Source organism: Rhodococcus sp. UFZ-B548, from assembly GCF_903819475.1.
Lineage (GTDB): Bacteria > Actinomycetota > Actinomycetes > Mycobacteriales > Mycobacteriaceae > Rhodococcus_F > Rhodococcus_F erythropolis.
The window spans coordinates 1-26,403 of record NZ_CAIJDS010000053.1; the positions used below are offsets into that span (position 1 = coordinate 1).

Below are 26,403 nucleotides of genomic sequence, written 5' to 3' on the forward strand. Positions count from 1 at the left end.
CCGGTCATATCGAGACGATGCGGGCAGCGCTCCCCGAAAGCCTCTCCTTCGTCCGAAATCTCTTCCAGCCGTAGGTGAATTCATGCGGTTGTCGCAACGATCATCGCCCTGACCGTGCTCGGCTGGGGCCTCCAGTCGAGCGTCTGACATCTTGCGGTTCGTTCAGATGAAAGTGTCGGTTGTGTGGTGGAAATGCGGAGCGGCGACGCCTTCCGATTCACTGGCCACTGTCCAGTAGTGCACAAGAGATGGGCCGCGCGCTCCCACTCGGGCGTGGGGGAGCCTCACGCGCCGATCACGTGAGCATGCGGGTGAAAACGTCCGCGCTCTACATGTCCGGATACCTCGACGGCGTTCTCAAATTCTGGGCACGGATGCACGATGGGCAATGGTTGGCCGGGGTAACCGTGCGCGTCACCGATGCCGGCGGAACCAACCTCGTCGAAATCGACATGCTCGTGACCGCCGACGCCATCGCGGAAGTGCCGGCCACCACTTGAGCGGGGCAAATACGGATACGCGAAAAGGGCCGGTGAGTAATGCGTTCACCGGCCCTACGCGTACGAACTCGACCTATGTCACCAGTTCTGAAGGATGTAGATGTTGTTGTTCCAGATCGCAGGATCGGTGAGCGAGAAGGAGATCTCACCTCGGTGGGACGCTGTTTCCTCGACCAACTGATCGATGCTGGCGTAGACGTGCTGGCCGTCGCCCTTGTAGATCGAGCCTTCGCCGAGGGCGATGCTCCAGTAGTCGTTCGGAACGACCTCGAGGAAATCCGCGGCATTGGTGTCGGCAATGAATTGAGTTTCGTTCGGATCGAATCGAATGCCGACATACCCGTTGCCGGAGTACGGGGTTGCGGCAGATGCGGCACCCGCCCCGAGCAGTGCGACAGCACCGGCCGCGACCGGGACCAACAGCGCAGCTACAGCCATACGTGAACGGGACATGTAAACCTCCTACGACGTGAAGGCTGCATCGGCCGCAACCCACTTTGATGTAACTGACGGTAGCGCAAAACTTGATAACCGAACATTTGCGACAACATGACGTCGGTCACGTCGGCAGTAGCGCGAAAGCCTCGCAATCTGGGCATTCATAGATTATGACTAGGCGAAACAAGGCTGATCGTCCCTAGGTGCGGAGGCGGAAACGGCCCGCTTGCCGCTTTCAGTTCCAGATGAGTAAATGCCTAGCACTCAACCCGGTCGGTCGGATCACCTACTGCATCCGCCTGCCCGGCGGCCGGCCTGCGGTGTCTCCCGAAGAGCACTCCGCTTCGCTCCGCTCTGTACAAGTGAAAAGATCCTTTTTCCTTTTTCTGTCCTTCCGATCCTGATCGACGCGCTCGTCACTTGTGTGGACGCCATCACTGCGGTGCCGGCCACCTAGACGGTTGCGGAGGCGACCGTGATTGTCTCGGGGCTGCGGGATCACTGGTTCTGTCTGGCTCGCTGGGGGTTCAGACGATACGAAGTGTTCCCAAATCCTGGCTCAAGGCCGAACCCAGGCAGTTAGGACCGCAGCTCGATCGAGTGCGAAGAGTTGGCACTCCACGTCGTTGGCGGCCTTTTGTACCTCGTACGCGGTGGTGCCGGCAGTCGGCGAGGTGGTCGTTTCTCACGTCCCCGGCACAGGGTGCGCCGGGGACGTGAGAAACGATTCTAGCGCCTATTTGCGCAGGTCAACCTATATAATTGGGGAGTCTAATTCGGTAGCGGACCTGACCAGTTCGCTCGATTCTGGAGGATTCCTGTGGCTGATTTGGCTACTGCTGTGACTGTGTTGGATGCGAACGGGCGGGCGGGTGTGCCGTCGTTGTTGATTTCGGGTCCGGGGATGGGCAAGTCGAGTTTGGTGCGTGGGTTGGCGGCGGCGGATGGGGTGTTGTGCAAGACGGTGTTGGGGTCGTTGCGTGAGCCGTCGGATTTCGCGGGGTTGCCGGTGGTGCGGGAGCACGGTGTGACGCTGGAGGCTCCGGCGTGGGCGAAGGAATTGGTTGCCGGGGGTGGCGGGTATCTGTTTCTGGACGAGTTGACGACGAGTCCGCCTGCTGTGCAGGCGGCGATGTTGGCGGTGGCGCTGGATCTGACTGTCGGTGATGTGCAGTTGCCGAAGGGAACTCGGGTGATTGCGGGGGCGAACCCTCCGGATTGCGCTGCTGGTGGGTACGAGTTGGAAGCGCCGTTGGCGAATCGGTTCTGCCATGTGGAGTTCACGCCGTCTGTGGATGAGTGGTTGGACGGTATGTCGACGGGGTGGGGTGCACCGCCTGCCTCGCGTGCGGTGGCCACCGATGAGCAGCGGGTTGCGTTGGTGCGCAGTTCGATCACCGGCTTTGTGCAGCGCAATCCTGATGCGTTGGATGCGTTTCCGTCGTCGGCTGCGCAGACCGGTGGTGCGTGGCCGTCGCGTCGTACGTGGTCGATGTTGGCGGCGGTGTTGCCGCATTTGCGGGAGGACGACAACGCGGCGATCAACACGGCGGTGTTCGGGTTGATCGGTGAGGGCGCGGGCGTGGAGTTCTTGGAGTGGCGGCGTAGCGCGGATCTTCCCGATCCGGTTGCGGTGGTGGAGAATCCCGATTCGGCGTTCGATTGGCAGTCGCGTCCTGATCTGGTGTGGGCGGTGCTGTCCGGTGTCACGGCGTGGGCGGCGGGGCGCGGCACGGTGGAGGCCTGGCGCAGTGCGTGGGGTCCGCTGATCGCGGCTGCGGAGGCGGGCGCACCGGACGTGGCGGGCGCGGCGGCGCGCACGCTGGCGAAGGCGCGACCGGCGAAGGCGACTGTCCCGGCGTCTGCACGTCGGTTCGCGCCGATGTTGACCGCTGCGGGTCTGATGGAGGCGGCGGCATGAGCGGGGTTCGGGCGCTCGCGCCGGATGAGTTGCGGGCGTTTCGCCTGGCACGGCTGGTTTCTGCCGAACAGATGCCGTATTTCATGCGGGCGTTGTTCGCGGCGCAGCCTGTTGCTGCACCGGGGTTGGGCACGTTCGCGGTGGATGCGCAGTGGCGGCTGTATCTCGATCCGGCGTTGTTGGTGGGGGCTGGTGCGTGGCCGGTGCCGGTGGCGGGTGCGGTGTTGTTGCACGAGGTCGGGCACTTGCTGCGGGCGCACGGTGCGCGGGGTCAGTCCTTGCCGAAGCCGGTGCAACACGTGGCGTGGAATTACGCGGCGGATGCGGAAATCAACGACGACTTGCTGGCGGCGGGCGTCGGGTTACCGGACGGGGTGATCACTCCACAATCGTTCGGGTGTGAGGACGGCGGAATCGCAGAGGACTACTACACGCACCTGATCGATCCGGCTACGGGGCAACAGTTTCCAGACGACGACGATGTGGGATGCGGGTCCGGTGCGGGGTGCGCGCCGGTGCCGGGGGAGTTGGGTGCGGCAGCGGGGGAGGTCGCGGACGGGTTGGACGGCGCGGAAGCGGATCTGGTGCGCCGTCATGTGGCGCGGGCGGTGCAGGCGGCGCAAGGGAAGGGGCGCGGGAGCGCACCGGCAGGATTGGCGCGGTGGGCTGGTGAGGTTCTCACGCCGCCGACCGTGCCGTGGGATCGGGTGTTGCGTGCGGTGATCCGGCGCGCGCTGGCGGATCAGTCGGGGCGGACGAACTACAGCTATGCGCGTCCGTCGCGGCGCAGCCTGCCGGGGATCGTGGCCCCGGCGATGCGGGGTCCGTCGATCACGGTGTCGATTGTGATCGACACGTCGGGGTCCATGTCGGCGGGTGATCTGTCGGCGGCGATGGGTGAGGTGGCGGGTGTGCTGCGTGCGGGCGGTGTGGCGCGGGAGCGGGTACGGATTCTCTCGTGCGATGCGGCATCGACGTCTGCGCAGGCGGTGCGGTCGGTGGCTGATGTGGTGTTGGTGGGCGGCGGCGGTACGGATATGCGCGTCGGGATCGATGCGGCGAACGCGGCCCGTCCTGCCCCGCACGTGGTGATCGTGTTGACGGACGGGGATACGCCGTGGCCGGATCGGCCGTCGCGGGCGCATCTGGTGTGCGCGGTGATCGGCAACGACACTGCACTGGCACGGACCCCGGAATGGGCGTCGAGTGTGCAGATCCCGGTCGGTGCGTTGTGAACGCGGTGAGCGGTGATCTGTTGCGGTACGCGCAGCAGGTGTTGACCGGTACCGGTCACGCGCCGGATCAGGTGGCGAGCGTGGTCGCCGGTACCGGCGAGGATGCGGCGGCGCGGGCCTTGCGTGCGGGGTGGGAGTGCGCTGCGAATCCGGTGGTCGGGGCGTGCGAACAGACGGAGGACGTGTCGTGAGCGTGGAATGGTTCGATCTGGCTCAGCGTCTCTATGCCGCCGAAACAGGGCGCCCCGTTGCTCGGCTCGCACACACTACGTTCACCCCGTCAGCGTCGGCGCTGGCGGTGCGGGCGACGGTACGCGGCGGCAGTGTGAGCGTGTCCGCTGCGTCGTTCGGTGGAGGTGAGGAAACCGCGTGCGACGAGGCAGGGTTGGCGTTGCTCGCACGGTTGGGCGGCACACTGGCGGCGGATACCCCGGCGATGTTGCTCACCGACGACACCGGCACGATCCCGGCCCTGGTGGGGTTGGCGCGGGCGCACGCTCACCACAGTGACCCGAACATCTCCGGTAGCGCCGCGATGGTGGGGTGGTGGGCAGATCGCGCGGATCATCCCGGCACATCGGCGGTGGTGAATCTTCCGGCCGCCTCCAGTGCCCGCTACGTGCTCGGAGTGGTGCCGGAAGCGCAGCGGTCGGCGCGGGTATGGCGAAAGTGGTTGCAGATCACCGACGAGAGTGTCGCCGGGATGCACGAATGGGCGCGTGCGATCGGCAGTGGCCCGTTGTTACCGCTGCTCGCTGCGATCGGTGAAGACGACGCCTATTCGTTTTCTCGGGCACAGTCCGCACTGGTGGACGGTCACGACTGGTCGCGTCCCGACAACACGGCCAGCGCCGCGATGGGTCTGCGAAGTCGTTGTGACGCAGCAGATGTGATGTCATCAGCCTTGCTCGATGATCCGATGTGGCGCGAGCGCGCATTGCACACCGGCCACGTCGCGGTGGGTGTGGCATCGATGACGCCGCCACCGAAAGGTTCACGTCGGCGCAACGGGTCGTTGTCGGTGACGTGTGAGCGTCTGGATTCGCGCCTGCGGGTCGGATCTGCTGTCACCGGGTGGGTCGGTACACCGCGACGGCGTCCGTTCGAGCAGTTCACTGTCGAGGTCACATCGACCGAGGTTGTCGGCGGGAAGTTGGTGCTCGGACTCGGTTCGGTGGGGATGTATGCGCCGCCGAGTGGCGCGTCGGTGGTGTTGATGCCGCAAGCGGCGTCGCCGCACACGATGCGCGCTGGTCGTGGCCGGTACTGGCGGCTCTACCGAGGGCGGCGGTCCTGGCTTTCGACGGGGCAGACACCCGTCCCTTCCCGGCGTGAAGTGCCGTTGGACGTGCTCATAGCGGGCGCAGAGGAATAGCACCGGCAGCATACCTGCCTTAGGTAAATAGCCAGTTCAGAGACTTTTTTCACGAAAGGTTTGATTCGTCATGCGCATTACTGCCTCGTCGTCCGATATTGCTGCCCCCTCCGGCCCGGTGCCGTCGTCGTCCCGTCCGCCCGTCCCGTCGCTGACGGGGTGGCCGGGGTCGGAGATCATGGCCGACCCGATCACAGCGCGTGTGCTGTTTTCGGTGTGGTCGGGTGATCCGGCGGTGGTGGTGCCGTCCCCTCCCGGTGCGGGCAAGACCCGCTTGGTTGCATTACTGGCTGCGGCATTGGCGCACCGCGCGGATCTGCGCGTGGGGATCGCGGCGCAGACCCGCGAACAGGCGGTGGAGATTGCACGCCGGTTGGGAACACTCACCGACCGCGCCGCCTTGATGTGGAAAGCGAAAGCACCGGCACCGGACAGCGGCGACACACCGGTGGTCTCGGGACAGAAAGTGCGCTGGCAGGGCGACGTCGGTGCAATTCTGATCGGCACGACGGCGCGATGGTTGTTCTCGGACCCAGACCGAGTCGGTGCGGACGTGTTGATCGTGGACGAGTCGTGGCAATGCACCTACGCCGATCTGGGAGCGCTGGGAGCCATGGCGAAACAGGTGGTGTGCGTCGGTGATCCCGGCCAGATCGACCCGGTGGTGACCGGCGATGTATCTCGTTGGGAGGGAAGCGAAACCGCACCCGATCTACCCGCCCCGATTGCACTGTTGGCTGCGCACGGCGACGCGGTGGGGATGGTGCGGTTGGCGCACACCTGGCGACTCGGACCCGACACCACAGCACTGATCGCGCCACTGTTCTACCCCGACCTGCCGTTCACCTCCAAGCGTCCCCCGGAACACCTCACCGATTCGAGCGGAGCCGTGTGGCCCGAATTGGCGCACCGCCCGATCACAGCCTGCGGAGGCCCGTCCGATCCGGCCCTGGTGACCGCATGCGCCGCGCGGGCGGCGGAACTACTGGCAGCGGATCTGGTCACCACCGCAGGCCAGCGGCCAATGACGGCCGCCGACGTGGCCGTGGTGGTCCCGCACGTGACCCAGGCTGCGGCAATCCGTGCCCTACTCAGCGAGCACCCCGACGTACTGGTCGGCACCGCCAACTCGCTGCAAGGCCTCGAGCGCCCTGCCGTCGTGGTGCTGCACCCGTTGGCGGGATACCGGACCGCCGAACCTTTCAACCTCGACGCGGGCCGCACCTGCGTGATGCTCTCGCGTCACCGCGCCCACATGTCCGTCGTCATCGATGACACGACCGCGAGCGTCCTTGCACACGGTGCGCCGTCGCCCGCGCTCGAGGTCCAGACCGCCCTGTTGGCCGCGCTGCACAGCACCCCCGCTGTGTAGCTCACCCGCAAGGGAAAGGGACACAACACATGTCCGAAACAACGAAGCCCGAATACCGTGCACGCGCCTGGGAAGGAATAGACACATTCGACGCAGTCGCGGCATCGACAGCAGGCGGCAGCAAGCACGATGACTTCCGCTACGAGCAAGACCCCGAGTCGCAGATCCACGACAACGGCGTCCGCGCTGTGCGGGCAGCAGACGGAATGATCGCGTATGCCCGCCGCTGCGGAACCGGCACCGAAGAATTGCCCACCGTGTTCGCGGATTTCCTCTCCGATGCGCACCACCTGGCCGACGCGTTGGGCGTCGATTGGGAAGAAGCCACATGCAATGGGGAGGGGCATTACACCGCCGAGTTGTACGGCGCCGAGTAATCGGGGCACTGACGGTCGGACAATCCACGGACGTTCGGCCGGCAGTCCCCGGCACCGGGAGTGTCAGGGGCGGTGGTTGCAAGGAGATGAATGGATGTGGGACTGGTACCGGTTTACATCCCAATTCGGTATCATGATGGTTATGAGTACGCAGATCGCGGTACGGCTACCCGAGGACATCGTGGCGTTTCTCGACAGTGAGGTCAGCGGTGGGCGTGCGAAAAGCCGTGCTCAAGTCGTGCTTCGAGCGTTGGAGCGTGAGCAGCGTCGACAGTTGGCGGTCCGCGACGTGGAGATCCTGTCTGACGGCGCGGGTAGCGATGTGAATATCGCTGCCGCGCACGGGAAGAAGAACTGAGTGCGCCCGATCCACGAGGCGCAACTCGGAGATCTTTGTCCGGTGTTGGTCCTGACGAGGGAATTGGTTCGGCCCCACCTGGGGACGGTCACTGTTGCCCCCATTCGTTCGAAGGGGCGGGGGTTGTCGACCGAACTGAGTTTAGGTGAAGGCAACGGCGTCGAGGACGGATCTGTTGCCGACTGCGACGGGGTGACGACCATCCCCGTGTCGGCACTCGGTGCGAACCGAGGATTTCTCCTGCCGGCTCAGGAAGTGTTGTTGAGCAGGGCGCTGCGATCAGCATTCGATCTCGAATCATGAGGAAATCAGCAGCGAGGATGGGGGAGAGATGGTGGTGAAGAAGTGGGAGCAGATTCCCCTGTTCGACCTCGATCCTCCTCCGGTGCCCGAAGTTCATGGCGAAGGTTCTGAGCTCGATTCTGAACCAGCTCTCTTCGGGATCGAAGACGCCACGGCGCCGGATCCCGATGCTGACGTGATGGATGCCCGTGCGCCGATTGCGGAGGATCGTGTCGCCGCGGAACCAGAGGTCGAACCAGTGGCAGGCGAAAGCGCCCCCATAGCGCGGCAAGGTACGGACTCGTCACGGTCTTCGGATTACAACACGGAAACAGTTGTGCCCCAAAGCGAGCTCACTGCTGAGGTGGATTCGGAACCCACCGAGGCATCTGAACTCGACGCAACCGAATCGGGCACCCTTCCTCCCGCCAGCGAGGCAGCAGACGGCCACGCCGTCATTGTCACAGCAGCCGGCACCTACACACCATCCGGCCACACACTCACCGGCCCAGTCGATTCCATCGAAAAACTCGACAAACTCATCAGATGGGCAACGCTCACCCCGCTGGGCGCACCGGCACAGATCTGGATAGTCGGAATCGAAGCCTGCGAAATGCTCGGATGGATCATCGACCCAGGCAGCGAAGACGATGTCGACGACATGGAAATCCTCCGCACCCGCGCTGCCGAAGAACTCACCGCGATCCTCCACGCCACGCTGACCCCGATGCTGACCGCAGGATGGGAACTCCGCGGAGAACCCGGCCACGTCGTTCACCTCTCCCGCACCACCGGGAACTTCACATCCATGGTCGACATTTTCATCGAACCCTACGTGTGGACCTACTGGAACAAAGACTTCGGATGGGGCAATCGCGTGGGGGACATGGGGATCCTCGGATCACCGGCCGCCGGAACCTACCTCCCCGACGACGACCTCCCCGCTGCCCGCGAACTGGGACGCCGACTCGCCTGGTGCGCACAACACCTCGGCGTGCTACCCGGCCCCACCCCCGCACGCACCGGCGCCGCCATCGTCGACAAGATCAAACGCGACCGCACCCGCAGCGGTAAAGGAATCGTCGTCACTGTCGGTGGACCGGTCCCACCGCTGGACGGCGAACCCCGCGGAGATCTCGAACCTGCCGCCGGATGGACCCGCATCCCGGACCTCGAAGAACTTTCCGACGCAACACAACTGGTATCGATAGACCAACGAGCTGCGTACCTCGCTTCCGCTGGCATGCTCGAATTCGGCTACGGAAAACCTCGACATCTTCGCGGCGAGAACGCGCTCGATGTGGCAGGGCAATCGAAAACCCCGTTCGGGCTCTGGCGTGTAACCCTCCCACCGGGTGACATGCTGGCGCTCCCACCCGCTCTACCGTTGCCTCACCCACACATGCTCGCCGACCAACCTGTGCAGACCTGGATCACCACCGTCAGCCTCGATGCACTTCAATCGGCCATCGCAGATGGCGGAATCGGCGCAGAACTCGACGACCTCGACATCACCGAAGCATGGGTCTACCCCGAACAGGGTCGAGCCCTCGACAAGTGGGCCAAGATCCTCCGCGAAGCCCGCAAAGTTGCCGTCGACACCAGCGACACAGCAATGAAACGGTTCATCGGGGCCTGCTACAAGGGCTACATCGGCCGAATGGTCAACCCCGACATGTGGACCGCCAAACAAATGCAGCACCATCACCAACCGCTCTGGCGGGCAGCGATCATCGCGCACTGCCGTTGGCGGGGTCGCCGTGTCGCGATGCGCATCGCACGCGAAACCGGGCGTTGGCCACTGCGCACCGTCACCGACTCCTGGGTCTACCCCCTGCCCCCGGGTATCGACATCGCAGACAACAGTGACGCACTCGGGAAAATGACTCTGGAAAAGAGCGCCCCGCTCACCGAAAACATAACCGTCATGCTGACCGACGCCCGCGACACCCACGAGATCAACCTCGCACTCAAAGCTGCGTTCACCGACGAAGATGAAGGAAACATATAGTGGCCCTGCATCTTCCGAAACCGCGATCAACCAAACCCGCACAGAAGACCGTCGGCTTGGACGGACTCAACGTATCCGTCTCGACAGCAGCAACAAGCGGTATCGAAAAATCGAAATCGGTCAAAAGTGGGGGATTAGCCGGACTCACCAGCAAAGTCTCCGTACGCCAGATCCGTACCGAAATCGGCAAAGAAGGCCTACGGCAAGCAGCTGTCGACGCCGGAAGAAAGCCCCCCTCGGACCGAACACTGCGCCGCTGGGCGCAGCAAGGACGAATCCCACACCCCGACGTCACCGAACGCGCCAGGCGGCGAGCCGCCATCGAACGCCTCGGCGGAATCGACGCTGTCGCACAGAAAATCGGCCGTTCACGATCAGCGGTCTCTCGCTACCGTTCCGGCGAAACGAACGAACTGCGCGCTGACGCGAAAAAGAAACTCAAAAACGTCAAAGCTCGCGACATCATGGACCGCGCCGGCGTCCTACGACCCGACGGGCAACCCAAAAAAGCCACCATCCGAGTCCGCGGGGGAGTGTCCGTCCGCAACGGCTCCGAAGAAGGTTACGACTATCGAGTGCGTACCCTCGATTTCGCGAACTCCGAGAGCCCCTTCAGTCTCGACGAAACACGAGAACTCGCCATGGCTTTGGCCAACGACGATCATGCCCGGGTGGTTGCCATCCTCGAACGTCACGCCACGATGGATTACCCCGAGAACAAGGGATTCGACCAGTACGGCGACACTTTCGGTTTTCACTTCGATTCCATCGAATCCGTCCACATCGACTGGACATGAAGCGGCCTGCCCCTCGACGTGTTGGCAGGGCCGGGCATCCCGCTCGGCGACGCTTGTGCGAAACACCGGTAGCGATCTCGGCACCAGAGGATGCGTCAGCCAGGTCGGGGACGTATGGCGCTCAGCAGTGCACTCGTGATACGAACCGCGATTGTCGACACCGGTCACCGGCAGCAAGCTAGTCAGCGAGGGCGCCACGGTGCTGCCGGTCACGTGTCCGGGCTTGACCTTGCTGTCGACGGCGGTTGGTGCCTTTGACAGTCAGTTGACACGTGCTGGCCGCTGAATTTCTTAGCCGACAGCGTTCTGGCCGAAATTTTTCTAACGTGAGGGGCAGACCCAAAGCGGCAACACTCCTGGAGTGAGGAGGCGCGCGATGTGGGTGAGATACAGGATGCTTCTACTCCTTCATGGCATCACGCTGCATAGAGCGTGTAGCGCTCCTTCCCAGGCGCTGTCAGACACTGCCGAATAATTGACAACGAGCGCGTCTTGCGCAGTGAAGTGACGGTCCAACATAGGATGGCGAAATTCACCCATACCGCTGACCATTAAACCTTTGTTGGCAGCGGCTTGCAGTACCCAACTCTCGGTTCCCTGAGGGAGTTCCAGCACTGCTTGCAGTCCTGCGGCCATGCCTGTCACACGGACAGTGGGCGCAGTCTGTTTCAGAGCCGTAACCAGATCGTCGCGTCGGCGTCGGTAACTTTGTCGACGAGAACGCACGTGGCGATCAAAGGCGCCGGATGTGATGAATTCTGCGAGTGTCAGCTGTTCGAGTGCGCTGACAGTTTCAACCCTACCCTTCGCTTCTGCGATTAGAGACAGGAGATTTTTTGGCACGACGATCCAAGCGACTCTGAGTGCCGGTGCCAGTGATTTGCTTGCGGTACCGAAGTATAGGACGCGATCAGGGTCTAGGCCCTGTAAGGCGCCTATCGGCTTGCGGTCATACCGAAATTCCCCATCGTAGTCGTCTTCCAGGATTAATCCGTCAGTTGTTCGAGCCCAGTCAAGAACGGACGCTCGCCGTTGAGGGGACAGTGCTACTCCTGTCGGAAATTGATGTGCGGGGGTCAATAGGACAGCACTGACATCCCGCATAGCCCCCAAGTCGCAGGTGCGTGCACCGTTCTCGTCCACAACGAGAGGTGGAATTCTCAGGCCGACATCATTCAGCAGCGCGCGATAAAGACTTAGGCCGTACGCCTCAACGGCAATCGCCTGTGCACCTTGTTCTTTGAGCGCTTGCGCGACTAGCGTCAGGCCGTGGTGGAATCCTGAACATATGACGATCCGCTCGGGCTCGGCGTAAACGCCCCGAACGCGAGAGAGATAGTCGGCGAGTGCGGCGCGCAGTTCGATTCTACCGAGTGGATCGCCATAACCGAAAGCGCTGTGTGGTGCCGTGATCAGAGCTCGGCGCGCGGCGGCGAGCCATTGGGTGCGGGGAAACTCCGCGAAGTCCGCTGCGCCGGGGAGCAGTCCATGGGTGGGTCGGCGCAGTACCCGTGAAGCCTGAGTTTCAACTGTTGTGCTGCGCGGATTAGCCCGCTGGGACACCCTGGTGCCGGAACCCTGTTGAGCAGTAAGCCAACCCTCTGCGATCAACTGGGAATAGCATTCCGTCACGGTGCTGCGGGAGACACCGAGATCGGCGGCCAAGGCCCGAGACGCGGGTAACCGTGTGCCTGGGGTCAATCGGCCTTGACGTACAGCATCTCTCAGGGCATCGGTTAATCCTGCACGTCGTCGAGACCCAGCTAGCTCAAGGTGGAGATCTACACCGGCACCGAACTGATTTGAGGATGTGGAATTGGTATGAGCATCTGGCATGCAAATGGACCTTACATGCACGCCTCTTTGTTCGTAGGGTCAGAACTATGAGCACAGACGAAATTCACGAAGCCTTAGCCGTCACCCCGGGGCGGTCCCGGCTATCGGGCAAGGTTCCCTTGGCCGGTACGGCCCTTGCGTTCACCAGCATGTATCTGGCGGCAGGTGCTCTCACACCGTTGCTGGTGGTCTATCGACAGCAGTGGGACTTCGCGCCTTCGATACTTACGTTGGCCTTTGCCGTCTACGCAATCGGATTTCTTGTCGCGGCGCTCACCCTGGGATCGCTCTCAGATCACCTCGGCCGTCGGCCCGTGCTGATCGGTGCCTTGGCGGTCCAGCTGTTGTCGAATATCTTGTTCCTTGTCGCTCCTGATGTCGGATGGGTAATTGCTGGGCGGATCGTGCAGGGCGTGGCCACCGGTGCAGCAACAGGAGCCTTCACTGCAGCCCTGGTCGAGCATGCCCCTGTCAACAACAAGCGGTTGGGCACAATTCTAGGGAGTATCGGTCTTACCGGAGGTCTTGCAGTCGGGTCGCTACTCACGGGCCTCACTATCCAGCTCACGACTTCTGCGAACACCATCACCTTCGTCGTTCTCAGCGTGCTCACCGTCTGCGGTGCAATTGCCGTTTTTGTATCTCCAGAGACAATCCCGCGTGGAGCAGGAGCGCTGCGCTCGCTTGTCCCCAATATCAAGATTCCACCAGGCGCGCGAGCCGAGTTCTTTGCCGCGGCTCCTGTGGTCGCTGCGGTTTGGATGCTCGCCGGACTCTCCGGGGGCTTAGCCCCCAGCCTTGTTCACAGTGTGTTTCATCTTGACAGTGGCCTCCTTGATGGGCTTGCGGGATTCATAGCACCGGCGGTGTCGGTTGTCATCGGGCTGTCCTTCGCGCGTATTCCTTCTCGCCAGGCTATGACGATCGGGATCTATGCATCCATTATCGGTTCCTTGGGGATTATCTTGGGCGCTTCTGCCGGTAGCCTGACGGCGATGTTCATCGGCCAAGCCGTCGCCGGCGTTGGGTTTGGCGCAGCGTTCACAGCAGCTTTGGGATTGATTGTTCCTCTCGCAGCTGCGGACCAGCGTGCAGGGCTCGTGGCTGCAATTTATGTCGTCTCGTACTTCGGTCTAGGTGTCCCAGTAGTAGTTGCTGGACAACTCACAAACGTCATCGGAGATGTACCCACCGTGGGGTGGTACAGCGCTGTAGTAGTACTCCTCGCGCTCATCAGCCTCGGAGCACAGTTGCGCCTCAAGCAGAGCCTTCTAATGCGCAAGAACGTCGCTACGTGATCCTCGGTGGCGAGCCGAATCTCAAGTAAACAACACGAACGAAGGAAATCTCAAAATGTCCACTACAAAGAATCAGCGCAAAAGCAAGCGTGTGTTTCTTGCTTGAGCCTCCGGAGTTATTGCTCAACGACTGATTCCACTTCTCGTCGAGGCGGGATACGTCGTCGGGGGCATGACCCGGTCGGTGAGCAAGATCGAACTGCTTAAGCAACTTGGAGTGGAACCGATCTTGTGTGATGTATTCGACCGCGCCCGTCTGATTCAGTCAGTTCAAGATTTTGCACCGGGTGTGGTTCTGAACGAACTTACTGACCTGCCAGACGATTTGGTGAACATAGATCCTCACGCCGAGTTGAACGCGCGTATCCGCACCGAGGGGAACAGAACCTGATTGATGCGGCTAGAGCGAGTGGGCGACCGCAGATTTTGGCTCAAACGGTGGCGTGGCAACTGCCCGATGGGCCGGATGCGTTGGCCGTCGCAGAGCTCGAACGATCCGTACTGGCGGAGGATGGGGTGGTGTCGAGTTACGGACAGTTTTACGGTCCAGGAACCTATAACCAAGATGGGGTTCCGCCGGAGCCTCGAGTCCAGATTGACCGCGCCGCCGAACGAACCGTGGCGTTGATGGATGCAGCGTCAGGAGTAGTCGAAATAGTCGATTGAGGACCACGATATCGGCTGATTTCGGCTGAGGCTCAGAAAGCTCTGGAGGACTAGGGGTGTGCACCCGGTTTGGTTGACATCTGACCTGTGAGGATCACTCCTCACCGTGAAAGGATGCTGCTATGCCGAAGCCGTCTTCTCGAGGAGTTCCGCCGCGACGTGGTCGCGGTCGTCCCCAAACGTCAAGCTCCGCTGACCCAGATCGCGAAAGCCTACGGGATCTCCGAGCCACGCCTGCACAGCTGGCTCAAGAAAGCCGACATCGAAGACGGCAACTGACCGGGCATGCCGAAGAAGGAATCCGCTGAGTTGCGCGAACTCAAAAAACGCAGGCGGCTCCTCGAGTAGGAGGATGAGGGCCTGCGTTGGGCCGCGGCATATCTCAGTCAGGAAATTCTCCCAAAATGATGTACTCGCTGGTCCGCGACCTCGCCGCCGACGGAATCGCGTTCTCGACTCAATCGTTCTACAAATGGTGCCAAGATCCTGTGACACAAAGAGATCGGGAAAACGCGCATCTGATCAACGCTGCCTACGACATTCACGCCGACGACCCGGCTTTCGAGTACCGATTCATTGCCGACGAACGACCTGGGCGAGGCATCATCGTGAGTGAGAACCGTGGCGCCCGGTTGTGCTCGCAGCAACGCATCTAGTCGGTGTTCGCGAAGAAGAAGCGACTGACCAGGAAATCGGGGCCACCGGTCCACGGCGACCTCGTTTCCCGAAAGTTCGCCGCACACAAGCCGAACCATTTGTGGCTCACGGACATCACCGAACACCGAACACCGGACCGACACCGGCAAGTTGTACCTGTGCGCAATCAAGGACGTGCACTCGAATAAGATCGTCGGCTACTCGATCGACTCCCGAATGACGGAGACACTGGCCGTGACCGCACTGGCCAATGCTCTCGCTCTTCGTGGCGTGTCCGGGACGATCGTACATAGCGATCGGGGTAGCCAATTTGGATCAAGAAGATTTGTACAAACAGTGTCGGACAACGACTTACGTGGCTCGATGGGCAGAGTTGGGGCATATGGTGACAATGCGGCCAAGGAATCGTTCTTCTCACTGTTGCATAAGAACGTCCTCGACCGGCAACGCTGGTCGACCCAGGAGCAGTTGCGGCTGGAGATCGTGACCTGGACCGAGAAAACCTACCACAGCAAACGCCGGCAACGGCGTCTCGGGAAGCTCACCCCGATCGAGCTTGAGACAATCAATCAGACCGCTCACGCGGCCTGAAACTATCAACCCCACAAGTCAACCGAAGTGGGTGTAGACCCAATTTCTGGAGTCAGCATCGGTTCACTGTGCGAGGGAACTCGAGCCTAGCCACCGCGGGGTACTCCTGCACCGCAGGTGCTTTGGGCCATAGTCCAGTTCATCGAGGACATGCGTGCACAGAATTTCAGGGTCGAGTTGATCTGCCGGGGGGCTCCACGGCCGGCCAAAGACCACTGCTAATCTGCGTCGGAAGGGCCTCTTGACACGGCATAAGCCCTTGACCGCTGGATGTGCGAGGAAGGGTTAGCGGGGTGATCAGAAGTAGGTAGCACAGAACGGCGATTCCCGGCGGCGAGGACAGTCAGCGGGCACCTGACGTGCTCGATCGCGGCATCACTGTCGACGCACCGAACCGCACATGGGTTACCGATTTCATCTAGTGTCAATCGGAGGCGGGGTTCGCCTACCTGTCATTCGTGATCGACTGCTTCCCCACGCGATCGTCGACTGACAGCGAAGCGCACAGCCATGGCTACCACGGTATTGAAGATGGAATTGTGGCAAAGCGATCACGGCGGATATCTTGTCGGTGGTGGGTTGATCCATCACAGGGGCGCCGGCAGTCAATGCACATCAATTTCGTTCGCGGAAATGCTTGTGATGGAAGGTATTGCAGCTACCGTTGGAAGTGACGGCGACGCCTACGGCAACACCGTCGCGGCGTCCACGAGGTGATTGTTCAAGACAGAAGCCGTCTCCAAGATGAGTTCGTTTCTGCGTGGCCCGATCAAGACGATCGACGACATGGATAGACCGCACCACTGGGTAGTCCATTCTATTCTTTGGAGGTCGAACGTGATCCGCGATATTGATCATTTCCGGCCTGGTGCGTGCGTTGGGTTTCGGCTGTGACCCATGATGTTGTTGCGGTGAGGTTTTGGTGGAGTGCTGGAACGGTCTTGTGATGCCCGGGCGCGGTACTTGTCGAATCGGGTTGTCCGCGTGGGTATGCAGTGGCTAAGGGTGCCCATCTTTTGTGGCCACGTCAGTAATCGGACAACTATGGTTGTGCGAAGTTTCATGGCTCACGGGTTGATACGATCCGTCCCTGGCGGCCCATCCTCAATGGGCGGACTACTCCCTGACAACTGCCATATGATCCCGTAGCGTGGCTTTGTTGGCGCACGGCAATGTCGTTGACGCGCAGGGTGTGTCGATGATCCTCCATTGCGTGTAGTAGCACGGAGTCGGAGACTCCGATCAGTGTGCCATCCGATGAGACTCCAAAACACGCAGTCTGCAGCTGTTAACGAATAGCGCACTCACCCTAGTGGATTGGAGAGGATATCAACGCTTTTCGAGAATCCGAGGTCGATCTCCGGCTGGCGTTCTGCCCACGCACTCGTGTCAGTTCGGTACGGAGGGCAACCCTCGATGGTTGGTGGCCGCCGCGGTGGGATGCGACGTAGTTCGTCGGCACTTCAGCGCGTGAGGATAGTGGCGTTATCAGCGAAACTTGAGCCCCGATCGACCGCTTGGCGGGACGGGGTCGGCCGGACACACGTCTGAGTCTCAGGAGAAATCTGCCTTACCGAAGCTTTGGTCCGAGGGAGGGGGCTCTGCGTTCCACCCCCCCGGTGAACGCAATCACACAAAGCAAGAAGTGGTCTGCAAAATTTTGATGGAAATGGCCCTTACATGCATGCCGTGGCGCCCGTAATCTAGGAATATGACAATTAACGAGACCGATAACAGTCAGGCCCTGCTAACTGAGCACTCACCGCGAGCAGACTGGATGGCACTTGCCCCCGATGTCTTTAAAGCTATGATCCGCCTCGATACAGCCGCGAAGGGTGGTGTCGACACCACCTTGCTCAATCTCGTCAAGGTTCGTGCTTCGCAGATTAATCATTGTGCATTTTGTTTGGATATGCACAGCAAGGACGCACTGGCTGCCGGGGAGTCCGTAGAGCGGATCGTCCAGCTCAACGCGTGGACTGAATCGCAGCACTTCTACACGGCGAAAGAGATTGCTGCTATCGAGCTGACAGAAGCAGTGACCGTGCTTACGGACGGGTTCGTCTCGGATGCCGTGTATGCGAAGGCCGCCAGCGAATTTGAAGATACCGAGCTGGTTTACCTGATCTCGGTCATTGTGGCGATCAATGCGTTCAACCGATTCGGTGTCTCGACTCGGATGGTCCCCGGCCATTACACTCCGGGAGCCGCACACTAGGACTGGAGCGCAGCACTCAGTGATCATGGGATAACTTCGCGATAATCTAACGCGCCTAAGATCGCGAGACGGTAGGTCGGGTAACCGCCAAGTCGGACGGTTGCACGGTGTCGGGCAGGTCGGATGGTCTTCGAATGAAGGCCTCGGCCTGCCCTTCCTATTCTTTGGCGGTCATCATAGAGATGTTCGACGTGAAGGGGAGCAGCGTAATCGCTGGCGCGCGGAACTGTGGTGTCCACATTTTCATGAGGCTTGTCGGTCTGAGGCCAGTGCTCGGCGAACTTGTGCGACGCGTCCACAGCTAGGGGCCATATCGGGTTAGCTACGTGGAACTTCGAACATTGCAAAACGCACAGAGTTCATCTTTAGTTGCATCGGCGGCGAAGTCCGCGCAAGCCCGGAGCGAAGTGGTCTGCGTAGAACGTGGCCTCGTGGGATTTCACATGCTCGAGTACCGATCGATGAGCATCGCTCAAGGGGCTCGGGGAGTCGGATAGCTCTACGTTGGTACTGGTGCGCTTGTGGTAAGTCACGGGAACGTGCAATGCCACGACTCATTGAATGTAGCGAGCAGGATTGGATCCTTACTCGCACGGTGTTCGGCAAGCCACGACTTGTATCGAGCGCCAGTCCGGGTCCGTGGCGGTCGGTGCCCGGATGCTCCGATGAGCGAGCCAAGGACGTACGGGACGGCTTCGAGAACGATGTCTCGCGGGCTATGATAACAATCCTATGTGACCGTCGGGGTCGAATGGAGATTCGTCCTGAATGTGCCTCAGTCGTTCTTCACAATCACGCTTCGCGCTGGTCAAGCCTGCGCTGAATGCGCCACGCAGGCATGGTAACCCTAGCCTGCACTCAGGTGCGAAGAATCGCGCGAGTAGAGACTTTGGGAAAACTGCTCCGGTGTGGGGTCCCCGTTGAGCAAATTCCGTCGTGACGCAATGCTGCTCGCCGTGTACCTCGCGCAATTCGAAGCCACAGTGGAAGCAGCTTCTGCTCCGGCGGCTTCTGTGACTTCCCTTACTGTGGATCAAATAGAAGAGTGGCGACTCGACTACATCACAGTATTGGGACTGGTCGACGTAATCACCTACGACGACAACGATATCCAGGTGCTCGGCTTGCTACAGCGACGGTACGGATTTCCCTCGGGGTAACTGAGAAAATGTGAATGATCGGGCGTTGGTCCGACCGTACGGTAAGTGTCAGCGTTCGAACCCTCTCGACTTTTGATCTGCGGGCCATTCCACGCCTAGCCAAGGTTGCGCTTCTGGATTGTATGTCTGTTGCTGGCCGTGATCTGGGGGCGTCCCTGCAGTTTCTGTCGAACCGCTGCGGTCCTTGACGTTATCCACGGTGTCGAGAACATCGCACGCGAGTGGGCGAGGCTACATCAGAGCCGTGTTGTCTGATTGCCTCAGTCCATCCTAGTAGGAGCTACTCGGTCAGGTGGCGAGCGGCTCTGAGGAGAAGACAGTGCGTGTTAGAACCCTGCGGTTCTTGAGTGTGAGGTGGCCCGGCGATCGAACAGTTAGATCTGCGGACTGTCTGTAGAGTACTTGCGCAATCTCGGCGTAGGTGGCAGGCGCTCGCGGATATGAAGACCGACCTTCAGTAATCTCAAGTTAATCCAGCTGCAATCCTGATCCCGATACCGGGGCATCGAAGTCACTTGTCATATGTACCGCCCTCGTAACTACATGGTTCCGGAATTGCAGTGGAGTGCGCCAGTATGTGTTTTTTCAAAGCCGTCTGTCTTATAGCTGGTTTTTAAGCTTCAAGCCGCCGCTACGGAACCTGGCGAGGAGCGTCAGCATGCCTGAGTGATGGCGATTTGCGCCAGCGATCGTCCAAGTCTGATCGGCTCCGAAGAGTTCTCAAACTTGGATCCCACGAGTGCGCCGTCGTAGATCAGTCGTAACGAATAAGCCACCTCCGTCGGCCGTGGACAGCCGAGTGATGTGAGCAGGTTCTCTATCGTGTCGAGCACCCATGCGCGATGGGCTTGAACGGCGGGCGGTGGGTCGTCAGGGAATTCTGTTGCGGCGTTGGAGTATTGACAACCGCGAAATCCTCGGCCCGGCGCGGAGTCAATAGCGAGATCGAAGAAGGCGAGGATTTTGGCACCTGGGTCGACGATGCGGTCCGTGGCGTTTTTCCAGCGCCTGCGGTCCTGCACATCCAGTCGCTCGAGGTAGGCGGCGATCAGAGCTTCTTTCGAACCGAAAATCGTGTACATGCTGGCCCGTGCCACACCTGCATCGGCGAGGATGCGATCAATCCCGACGGCGCGGATACCGTTCCTTGAGAAGAGCTCGGTTGCCGCGTCGATCAGTCGATCGGCAGGGCTCACCTTTCCTGTCTGAGATGTCTGTGTAGGTGGATATCGATTGGTGGTTCGCACCAGCATAGGCTAGCTGAACGAGCAGATGGACAGAACGATCTGTCTATCGTATTGTGGTCTTCGTGACCCACAGCTTTCTGACCCGCCGCTTGCACGTGGACCTCGTGCGCCTGGCCGGTTCTGTGTGTCGCTCAATCTGCGGCTGACGATTGCGCCGCATCCTGGCGTTCGTCGTGTGACGAAGTTCCCTGGTGAACTTTGAGGACCTGACGGCGCCCTACCTTTCCTTTCTTCTTCTGCCGGAAGGCTTTATTGTGTCGCTCTACCTTTATGAACTCGTTCCTGGCGCTGATCAGCGCGCGGAAGCAAAGATTTCGATCGAGGAGTTTTCTCGGCAAGCGGCACGCGCTGGCGGCGAGCTGATCGAAACTCAAATCACCGCCGGCGGCGAGCGGATCTTTGCGATCGCCGAATTCGCTTTCGGTACGGCTCCGAAACTTGAGGCTGACTTGTTGGAAGTCTCAGAGTTGGACGGACCTCACGAGGTTCGTCTGGTCGGAGTTGACCTTGACCAGATCAAGGCTGCCCGTCCTGCAGCTGGATACCTTGTCGAGTGGGACCTTCCCGCAGACCTTGACATGGAGTCCTACCTCGCGCGCAAAAAGGCGAACTCGCCCAAATACGCAAACGTACCTGAGGTAAATTTTCTGCGTACGTATGTCCGCGAAGACATGGACAAGTGCCTGTGTTTTTACGACGCACCGGATGAGGCTGCAGTGCGGCGGGCACGGGACGCGGTCAGCACGCCGATTGATCGTGTTCACACCCTCGGAGGCTAAGTCCCGTGGCCGAAGCAGATATGAAGTCGAAACTGGAAGTGCTAGAACAGGTTTCGTTGAGCATTGACGGTCGCGCCGAAGCCCTAGACCGAGGTGAGGCAGATACTCGAGCTGACATCACCTCGGTTGGGAACGCCGGACTTCTTGAATTGGGTGCGACTGACTTGTGCCAGATAGTCACAGTGCTAGAGGAGATCTCCGGGCGCAGTTTGGCCGCAGGGTTCTCATTGTGGGCGCAACGCATGGCAATCGAATACATCGCACGCGCACCCTTACAAGTGCGTCAGAGGTACTTGAGTGACTTAGTAAGCGGGACGAAGATAGGAGTCACCGCCATGGCGGCGGGGCTCAAACAGGTTGCGGGGCTGGGGAAAGTGCCTCTGATCGCGACGGCGTCTGAGGTAGGCATCTCGGTCACGGGCCCGATTAGTTGGGCGTCGAACGTCTTCGACAGTTCCCTCATCGTGTTTCCGGCTCGGTCGGAAGACGGCCAAACGTATATTGCTGTCGTTCAATCAGATTCCGCTGGAATCACGATCCACACTCCTCCCGATTTATTGGCCCTGGGTGGAACCGCGTCGACGTCGATCACCTTCAACGATGTGCGGATTCGGGAGGCGGATATTCTCAGCAAAAACCTATCGCGCTTCGTACTATCGATCAGACCAGCTTTTCTTATCCTGCAGACATCATTTTGCAGCGGGATTACGCGAACAGCGCTGAGCGAATCCGCGGAACTGCTAACTGGACTCGGCGCTCAATTTGTGGATGACTACAAACTGCTTGCAGCGCGATACGACACCCTGAGATCGGACCTGTATCGGTACGCAGGTGAACCCGATTCGGCTAAGGTCCGCGACCTCGTAGCAATGCGACTGGAAGGCTCTAACCTTGCTGTCGCAGCATCTCGCCTCGAAGCAATGTTGCGAGGTGGCGCCGGCTATGCAGCGACGAGTGCAACTAGTCGTAGGTTCCGCGAGGCAGCTTTTCTTCCCATCCAATCTCCCTCGGAAGGACAACTACGGTGGGAACTCGCGAAGTACGAATCATAGCCGGACACAAGAGATTTCAAGGACGTCGAAATCCTGTCCTGAACGGACTAGACCTTGATATTGATCGGGGCGAGTTCCTCGCGGTTTTGGGCGTGAGTGGCAGTGGAAAATCCACCCTACTTCGCATCCTTGCGGGGTTGGAGTCCCTCGATTCAGGTTCCGTGCAGTGGGATCAAAGTGCGGGTGAGTGCCAGCCCCACACTGGCGTGGTCTTCCAACAACCATTGCTGATGCCATGGCTGAATGTTGCCGATAATATCGCATTTGGAGGAGCATTTGGTAAGAACAAACAACGGTTCGATCGTTCCTACGGCGAATCCATACTGCGAACATTCGGACTCGGTGATCTTGCAGACGCGTATCCTGACCAACTTTCAGGTGGGCAGGCCCAGCGCGTCGCGGTGATACGCGCAACCGCCACTCGGCCACAATTACTTCTGTTAGATGAACCGTTCAGTGCTCTCGATCCTGTGATTCGAAGTGATCTGCAGCAATGGCTCAAACAGGTCACTGCGGCGTTGGGAACCACTGTGGTCCTGGTGACCCACGACGTGGATGAGGCAATTCTTCTAGGTAGCAGAATAGCGCTCCTGGGCACATCGGGAACGATCCGGCAAGAATGGGATGCTGCCGACGACGCAAAACATATGCGAAGTGAGATCCTCGGCCAGTACCGAGACCTTCCCCAGGAAGCGGTATGAATCGCTCTGGGTTCGGTGGAGACTTCTGGCCTTGGAAACGAGGATGGAAGCATGCCGAATGAACGGGTGTCAGGGAGGCCGACGATGCGGCGGTATTCGCCGGAGGAGAAGGCCGGTGCGGTGCGGATGGTCCGGGCGTTGCGGGCCGAGCTGGGGACCGAGCATGGGACGACAGCGCGGGTTGCCTCGCAGTTGGGTTACGGGGTCGAGTCCGTCAGGTCGTGGGTCAAGCAGGCCGATATCGATGACGGTCTGACTGTGGGAGTGAGCACCGCCGAGGCCGATCGGATCAAGCAACTCGAGCAGGAAATCCGAGAACTGCAGCGCGCCAACGAGATATTGAAGCGTGCGGCGTCTTTCTTCGGGGCGGAGCTCGACCGCCAGCACAAGAGATGACCGCGTTCATCGATGCCAATCGCGGCGATGTCATCGCGGGTCGGAGGCTTGGGGTCGAGCGTATCTGCAAGGCCTTGCAGATACCTCCGAGCAGCTACTACGCCACCAAAAGCCGACCGCCGTCAGCTAGATCGGTCTCCGATAGCCGGTTGCGGCCGGCGCTACGGGGGTTGTGGGAGGAGAATTACCAGGTATATGGGGTGCGGAAGCTGTGGAAAGCAGCCCGAAGATCGGGCATCGATGTCGGCCGTGACCAGGTCGCGCGGCTGATGCGTGCCGAGCAGATCGCTGGTGTGCGGCGAGGGAAGAAGGTGCGTACCACCCGAGCAACGGCCGGGGCGGATCGGCACCCCGATCTGGTTGGGCGGGATTTCACTGCGACTGAGCCGAACCAACTGTGGGTCACCGACCTCACCCACGTCCCGACCTGGGCGGGAATGGGCTACGTCTGCTTCATCACCGACGCTTACTCTCGGATGATCGTGGGCTGGCGCGTCGCGGCAAACATGCGCACCCAGGTAGTGCTCGACGCCATCGAGATGGCCCGCTTCAGTCGCGGCACACGGTTGACCGGGCTGCGCTGCCACAGCGATGCGGGCAGTCAATTCACCTCGGTCCGCTACGGCGAACGGCTCGCCGAACTCGGTGCAATACCGTCGATCGGGACCGTGGGCGATTCCTACGATAATGCTCTCGCCGAGAGCGTGAACGGCTACTACAAGTACGAACTCATCTACGGCCCAACGCATCCTGGTCCATGGCGCAGCATCGACGACCTGGAACTGGCGACACTGTCGTGGGTGCACTGGCACAATCACAGGCGGCTGCATGGTCACTGCGGCGACATCCCGCCAGCAGAGTACGAGAAGACGTTCTACGCTACTGAGCAGGGTGAGCAGGCCTTGGTTGAAATCAAATAGCCAGAGCCTCCATCAGACCCAGGGCGATTCAGTATGACGAGTTATATGAAGCGCAGCTTAAGCCGTCGATCCCTCTTGCAAGGGGTAACTGGTATCGCCGCTGCGGGAGGGTTGGCAGGCGTAGTCGACCTTGCCCGCGCAGCCTCGGCTGACAGATCGAATGCTACCGAGCGCCTTCGTGTTGGGTACCTCCCGATCACGGACGCAGCGCCCCTTCTAGTCGCTCACAGTGAAGGCCTGTATCAGCCGAATGTTGTCAGTACCTCGAAGCCAGTATTGTTCAGAAGCTGGGCTTCATTGGCTGAGGCATTTGTCTCTCGTGAGGTCGATATAGTTCATTTGCTGATGCCGATGGCCATTCAGTTGCGGTACTCGCTGGGATCTGACGTCAAGATCCTGGGATGGAACCATACCAATGGGTCAGCATTTACCGTCGCACCGCATATACGCGAACTCGGCGATCTCGCGGGTCAGCAGGTTGCGATTCCGTTTTGGTGGTCCATTCACAACATCGCAATCCAAAAACTGTTCCGTGCACACGGCCTAATCCCAGTCGTACGACAGCGCGCTTCGAAATCAGGCCGAACCGTGGAGCTGATCGTGATGAGCCCATCTGACATGGTGCCGGCCTTGGCCGCAGGCTCGATAGGCGGATACACCGTCGCCGATCCGTTCAACGCGGTTGCGGAGATTCGCGGAATCGGGCGGATCCACTCGTTCATCGGGGACGTATGGAGAGAACATGCCTGTTGCGCGCTGTTGGTGCATGCAGACCTCATCGAGCGCAATCCGACTGCCGTGCAAGGCATCACCAACGCAGTAGTGGCAGCCCAGATAAAAATAGTGGGCGACAGGGGAGCTGCATCAGCTATGTTATCGGATGGAAAGTACTTGCCACAGCCGCTTCCGGCTATCACCAAGTCCTTGACCTATCAGGCTGATAAGTACGTCGTGGCTCATCCGGAATGGGAGCCCCAACGCATTGGGTTTCAACCATTTCCGTTCTCCAGCTTCACCGCAGAGTTGGTCGAAGCGATGCACAACACAGTGGTCGACGGAGACACGCGATTTCTAGACAGACTCGATCCGAATACTACGCATGACGATCTGGTTGACGACAGATTCGTCCGCCAATCAATTGATCTGTACGGCGGGCCCGGTGTAGTAGGTCTGTCATCCTTTAGTCGAACAGAAGAAGTGGATGCGTCATGACACAGTTGTTTCCATTCCGGCGCGAAACGATGTGGCCACCTCTCGCTGCACTGGCTCTCGCTGTCCTGGTGTGGTGGTTCGTCACCAGCGTGACTGTCGGCAGTGACTCACTGATCCGAGACTTCGCCCCACAACGGGTCTTGCCTGCACTCAGGGAACTGATCGAACGCGGTGTTCTGGTCGACGATGCGATGGCCAGCATGTGGAGACTACTCGTAGGGCTGCTGGTCGCGATCGTTATCGGCCTCCCGCTCGGATTGCTGATTGGACTCAATGTCACCCTCGAACGCGCGAGCATGCCCATTGTTCAGTTCCTGCGTATGATCTCGCCGCTCGCCTGGGCTCCAATTGCCGTTGCACTCTTCGGGATTGGTCATCAACCGGTGTATTTCTTGATCGCCATGGCTGCGGTGTGGCCGATAGTCATCAACACCGCGGCAGGTGTCCAGTCGATAGACCCTGGACATCTGATGGTGGCGAAGTCTTTTGGTGCTACTCGGTGGGAGCAGATAGGTGCTGTGGTTTTGCCTGCAATCAGGGCACATGTCCAGACAGGAATTCGAATCGGCCTGGGTATCGCATGGGTGGTCCTGGTCCCCGCTGAAATGCTTGGTGTGCGATCCGGGTTGGGGTATCAGATCCTGAACGCGCGTGATCAACTGGCTTATAGCCAGGTGATGGCGGTAATTCTTGTGATCGGGCTACTCGGTTTCATTTTGGATTTGGTTGCTCGGTACTTATTGAACGGGGAACGATCTGGGGCAGGGGCGCGTGTCGCACGGGTTTCCAGTAGATCGGACTGACGTAATGCATGCCAGGTCGCTGGGCATTCGGTAGCGCTCTATTCCGTCCATGCCACTCGAGCAGTTGCGGTATAACTCCCGGATAGTCAGGCGGCGGCGATGTGTTAATTCTGAGGTCTTCTAGCCCGGTGCGACAACCCATACGCCCGTCCAGTCAATGTATTGTCAAGATACTTTCTGATGGTACCGATCTAACCGCCG

Annotated in this window: 26 protein-coding genes, 1 pseudogene and 1 other annotated feature; of the genes and pseudogenes, 24 read left to right on the plus strand and 3 right to left on the minus strand. The window is 60.3% G+C overall.

Annotated features, from left to right (window positions below; genetic code table 11):
* Positions 1 to 248: 248 nt before the first annotated feature.
* On the plus strand, positions 249 to 500 hold the full coding sequence (locus H7C86_RS30300; protein WP_084326105.1) for a hypothetical protein: 252 nt from the start codon (positions 249 to 251) through the stop codon (positions 498 to 500).
* Between the two features lie 78 nt (positions 501 to 578).
* On the opposite strand, the gene H7C86_RS30305 is transcribed toward H7C86_RS30300, so the two are convergent.
* Positions 579 to 953 carry a hypothetical protein gene (locus H7C86_RS30305; protein ID WP_125461381.1) on the minus strand — a complete coding sequence of 125 codons (375 nt, stop codon included), beginning with the start codon at positions 951 to 953 and terminating at the stop codon, positions 579 to 581.
* Between the two features lie 805 nt (positions 954 to 1,758).
* On the opposite strand from H7C86_RS30305, the gene H7C86_RS30310 reads away from it, so the two are divergent.
* The 10 genes from H7C86_RS30310 to H7C86_RS30355 all read left to right on the plus strand — a co-directional run bounded on the left by H7C86_RS30310 (position 1,759) and on the right by H7C86_RS30355 (position 10,666).
* A complete protein-coding gene (locus H7C86_RS30310) occupies positions 1,759 to 2,859 on the plus strand; it encodes an ATP-binding protein (protein ID WP_084326104.1) in 1,101 nt (366 codons plus the stop codon).
* Positions 2,856 to 4,094: a DUF2201 family putative metallopeptidase gene (locus H7C86_RS30315; RefSeq protein ID WP_073513802.1), complete on the plus strand. Its 1,239-nt coding sequence runs from the start codon at positions 2,856 to 2,858 to the stop codon at positions 4,092 to 4,094. The genes H7C86_RS30310 and H7C86_RS30315 overlap by 4 nt, the downstream gene beginning before the upstream one ends.
* On the plus strand, positions 4,091 to 4,285 hold the full coding sequence (locus tag H7C86_RS30320) for a hypothetical protein (RefSeq protein WP_125053203.1): 195 nt from the start codon (positions 4,091 to 4,093) through the stop codon (positions 4,283 to 4,285). The genes H7C86_RS30315 and H7C86_RS30320 overlap by 4 nt, the downstream gene beginning before the upstream one ends.
* The gene (locus tag H7C86_RS30325; RefSeq protein ID WP_075836621.1) at positions 4,282 to 5,469 is read left to right on the plus strand and encodes a hypothetical protein; all 1,188 of its coding nucleotides are present in this window, start codon (positions 4,282 to 4,284) and stop codon (positions 5,467 to 5,469) included. The genes H7C86_RS30320 and H7C86_RS30325 overlap by 4 nt, the downstream gene beginning before the upstream one ends.
* 70 nt (positions 5,470 to 5,539) lie before the next feature.
* Positions 5,540 to 6,841, plus strand: coding sequence for an AAA family ATPase (locus H7C86_RS30330; RefSeq protein WP_003941272.1), 1,302 nt, complete (start codon positions 5,540 to 5,542; stop codon positions 6,839 to 6,841).
* 29 nt (positions 6,842 to 6,870) lie between these two features.
* Positions 6,871 to 7,218, plus strand: a complete 348-nt coding sequence (locus H7C86_RS37505) for a hypothetical protein (protein ID WP_003941264.1) — start codon at positions 6,871 to 6,873, stop codon at positions 7,216 to 7,218.
* Between the two features lie 142 nt (positions 7,219 to 7,360).
* A complete protein-coding gene (locus H7C86_RS30340; protein ID WP_003941254.1) occupies positions 7,361 to 7,576 on the plus strand; it encodes a hypothetical protein in 216 nt (71 codons plus the stop codon).
* Positions 7,577 to 7,879 (plus strand): type II toxin-antitoxin system PemK/MazF family toxin, encoded by a 303-nt coding sequence (locus H7C86_RS30345; protein ID WP_003941269.1) that lies wholly within the window; start codon positions 7,577 to 7,579, stop codon positions 7,877 to 7,879.
* A gap of 28 nt (positions 7,880 to 7,907) precedes the next feature.
* A complete protein-coding gene (locus tag H7C86_RS30350; protein WP_259349332.1) occupies positions 7,908 to 9,869 on the plus strand; it encodes a hypothetical protein in 1,962 nt (653 codons plus the stop codon).
* Positions 9,869 to 10,666: a hypothetical protein gene (locus H7C86_RS30355; protein ID WP_182262816.1), complete on the plus strand. Its 798-nt coding sequence runs from the start codon at positions 9,869 to 9,871 to the stop codon at positions 10,664 to 10,666. The genes H7C86_RS30350 and H7C86_RS30355 overlap by 1 nt, the downstream gene beginning before the upstream one ends.
* Positions 10,667 to 11,074: 408 nt before the next feature.
* Here H7C86_RS30355 and H7C86_RS30360 read toward each other — a convergent pair whose 3' ends face one another.
* On the minus strand, positions 11,075 to 12,502 hold the full coding sequence (locus H7C86_RS30360; protein WP_182262817.1) for a PLP-dependent aminotransferase family protein: 1,428 nt from the start codon (positions 12,500 to 12,502) through the stop codon (positions 11,075 to 11,077).
* Between the two features lie 47 nt (positions 12,503 to 12,549).
* Here H7C86_RS30360 and H7C86_RS30365 point away from each other — a divergent pair, with 47 nt between their 5' ends.
* From H7C86_RS30365 to H7C86_RS30390, 6 genes and pseudogenes are all read left to right on the plus strand, one after another.
* The gene (locus H7C86_RS30365; protein WP_182262818.1) at positions 12,550 to 13,800 is read left to right on the plus strand and encodes an MFS transporter; all 1,251 of its coding nucleotides are present in this window, start codon (positions 12,550 to 12,552) and stop codon (positions 13,798 to 13,800) included.
* A gap of 184 nt (positions 13,801 to 13,984) precedes the next feature.
* Complete coding sequence (locus H7C86_RS37510) at positions 13,985 to 14,191, plus strand: hypothetical protein (RefSeq protein WP_259349333.1); 207 nt, start codon at positions 13,985 to 13,987, stop codon at positions 14,189 to 14,191.
* Positions 14,192 to 14,580: 389 nt separating this feature from the next.
* Positions 14,581 to 15,714 (plus strand): annotated as a pseudogene (locus H7C86_RS30375) (IS3 family transposase).
* Positions 15,715 to 16,224: 510 nt separating this feature from the next.
* The gene (locus H7C86_RS30380) at positions 16,225 to 16,431 is read left to right on the plus strand and encodes a hypothetical protein (RefSeq protein ID WP_220463482.1); all 207 of its coding nucleotides are present in this window, start codon (positions 16,225 to 16,227) and stop codon (positions 16,429 to 16,431) included.
* A gap of 994 nt (positions 16,432 to 17,425) precedes the next feature.
* Positions 17,426 to 17,932 (plus strand): carboxymuconolactone decarboxylase family protein, encoded by a 507-nt coding sequence (locus tag H7C86_RS30385; protein ID WP_182262820.1) that lies wholly within the window; start codon positions 17,426 to 17,428, stop codon positions 17,930 to 17,932.
* A gap of 920 nt (positions 17,933 to 18,852) precedes the next feature.
* Complete coding sequence (locus H7C86_RS30390; RefSeq protein ID WP_182262821.1) at positions 18,853 to 19,092, plus strand: hypothetical protein; 240 nt, start codon at positions 18,853 to 18,855, stop codon at positions 19,090 to 19,092.
* Positions 19,093 to 19,745: 653 nt separating this feature from the next.
* Here H7C86_RS30390 and H7C86_RS30395 read toward each other — a convergent pair.
* Positions 19,746 to 20,288, minus strand: coding sequence for a TetR/AcrR family transcriptional regulator (locus tag H7C86_RS30395; RefSeq protein ID WP_397517278.1), 543 nt, complete (start codon positions 20,286 to 20,288; stop codon positions 19,746 to 19,748).
* A gap of 146 nt (positions 20,289 to 20,434) precedes the next feature.
* Here H7C86_RS30395 and H7C86_RS37990 point away from each other — a divergent pair, with 146 nt between their 5' ends.
* The 7 genes from H7C86_RS37990 to H7C86_RS30425 all read left to right on the plus strand — a co-directional run bounded on the left by H7C86_RS37990 (position 20,435) and on the right by H7C86_RS30425 (position 26,202).
* Positions 20,435 to 20,485, plus strand: coding sequence for a hypothetical protein (locus H7C86_RS37990; RefSeq protein ID WP_397517279.1), 51 nt, complete (start codon positions 20,435 to 20,437; stop codon positions 20,483 to 20,485).
* A 165-nt stretch (positions 20,486 to 20,650) separates the two neighbouring features.
* Positions 20,651 to 21,118: a DUF4242 domain-containing protein gene (locus tag H7C86_RS30400; RefSeq protein ID WP_259349336.1), complete on the plus strand. Its 468-nt coding sequence runs from the start codon at positions 20,651 to 20,653 to the stop codon at positions 21,116 to 21,118.
* A gap of 20 nt (positions 21,119 to 21,138) precedes the next feature.
* Entirely contained in the window at positions 21,139 to 22,170 is a 1,032-nt protein-coding gene (locus tag H7C86_RS30405) for an acyl-CoA dehydrogenase family protein (RefSeq protein ID WP_182262844.1), read from the plus strand.
* A complete protein-coding gene (locus tag H7C86_RS30410) occupies positions 22,143 to 22,871 on the plus strand; it encodes an ATP-binding cassette domain-containing protein (RefSeq protein WP_182262823.1) in 729 nt (242 codons plus the stop codon). The genes H7C86_RS30405 and H7C86_RS30410 overlap by 28 nt, the downstream gene beginning before the upstream one ends.
* 51 nt (positions 22,872 to 22,922) lie before the next feature.
* Positions 22,923 to 24,187 (plus strand): IS3 family transposase gene (locus tag H7C86_RS30415; RefSeq protein ID WP_230587585.1). Its coding sequence is split into 2 segments (ribosomal slippage): positions 22,923 to 23,226 and positions 23,226 to 24,187, totalling 1,266 coding nucleotides; the frame shifts between segments, so codons are not numbered across the junction.
* Positions 23,222 to 23,356 (plus strand) — a sequence feature (AL1L pseudoknot). Its footprint overlaps the gene before it by 135 nt.
* Before the next feature lie 45 nt (positions 24,188 to 24,232).
* The gene (locus H7C86_RS30420) at positions 24,233 to 25,399 is read left to right on the plus strand and encodes an ABC transporter substrate-binding protein (protein ID WP_182262845.1); all 1,167 of its coding nucleotides are present in this window, start codon (positions 24,233 to 24,235) and stop codon (positions 25,397 to 25,399) included.
* A 29-nt stretch (positions 25,400 to 25,428) separates the two neighbouring features.
* The gene (locus tag H7C86_RS30425; RefSeq protein WP_397517280.1) at positions 25,429 to 26,202 is read left to right on the plus strand and encodes an ABC transporter permease; all 774 of its coding nucleotides are present in this window, start codon (positions 25,429 to 25,431) and stop codon (positions 26,200 to 26,202) included.
* The last annotated feature ends 201 nt before the right edge of the window (positions 26,203 to 26,403 follow it).

Coding starts and splice junctions, on each gene's coding strand:
- H7C86_RS30300 (WP_084326105.1), top strand. CDS start 249: ATGGGCCGCGCGCTCCCACTCGGGCGTGGGGGAGCCTCACGCGCCGAT.
- H7C86_RS30305 (WP_125461381.1), bottom strand. CDS start 953: ATGTCCCGTTCACGTATGGCTGTAGCTGCGCTGTTGGTCCCGGTCGCG.
- H7C86_RS30315 (WP_073513802.1), top strand. CDS start 2,856: ATGAGCGGGGTTCGGGCGCTCGCGCCGGATGAGTTGCGGGCGTTTCGC.
- H7C86_RS30330 (WP_003941272.1), top strand. CDS start 5,540: ATGCGCATTACTGCCTCGTCGTCCGATATTGCTGCCCCCTCCGGCCCG.
- H7C86_RS37505 (WP_003941264.1), top strand. CDS start 6,871: ATGTCCGAAACAACGAAGCCCGAATACCGTGCACGCGCCTGGGAAGGA.
- H7C86_RS30340 (WP_003941254.1), top strand. CDS start 7,361: ATGAGTACGCAGATCGCGGTACGGCTACCCGAGGACATCGTGGCGTTT.
- H7C86_RS30350 (WP_259349332.1), top strand. CDS start 7,908: ATGGTGGTGAAGAAGTGGGAGCAGATTCCCCTGTTCGACCTCGATCCT.
- H7C86_RS30360 (WP_182262817.1), bottom strand. CDS start 12,502: ATGCCAGATGCTCATACCAATTCCACATCCTCAAATCAGTTCGGTGCC.
- H7C86_RS30365 (WP_182262818.1), top strand. CDS start 12,550: ATGAGCACAGACGAAATTCACGAAGCCTTAGCCGTCACCCCGGGGCGG.
- H7C86_RS30380 (WP_220463482.1), top strand. CDS start 16,225: ATGGCTACCACGGTATTGAAGATGGAATTGTGGCAAAGCGATCACGGC.
- H7C86_RS30385 (WP_182262820.1), top strand. CDS start 17,426: ATGACAATTAACGAGACCGATAACAGTCAGGCCCTGCTAACTGAGCAC.
- H7C86_RS30405 (WP_182262844.1), top strand. CDS start 21,139: ATGAAGTCGAAACTGGAAGTGCTAGAACAGGTTTCGTTGAGCATTGAC.
- H7C86_RS30420 (WP_182262845.1), top strand. CDS start 24,233: ATGAAGCGCAGCTTAAGCCGTCGATCCCTCTTGCAAGGGGTAACTGGT.
- H7C86_RS30425 (WP_397517280.1), top strand. CDS start 25,429: ATGTGGCCACCTCTCGCTGCACTGGCTCTCGCTGTCCTGGTGTGGTGG.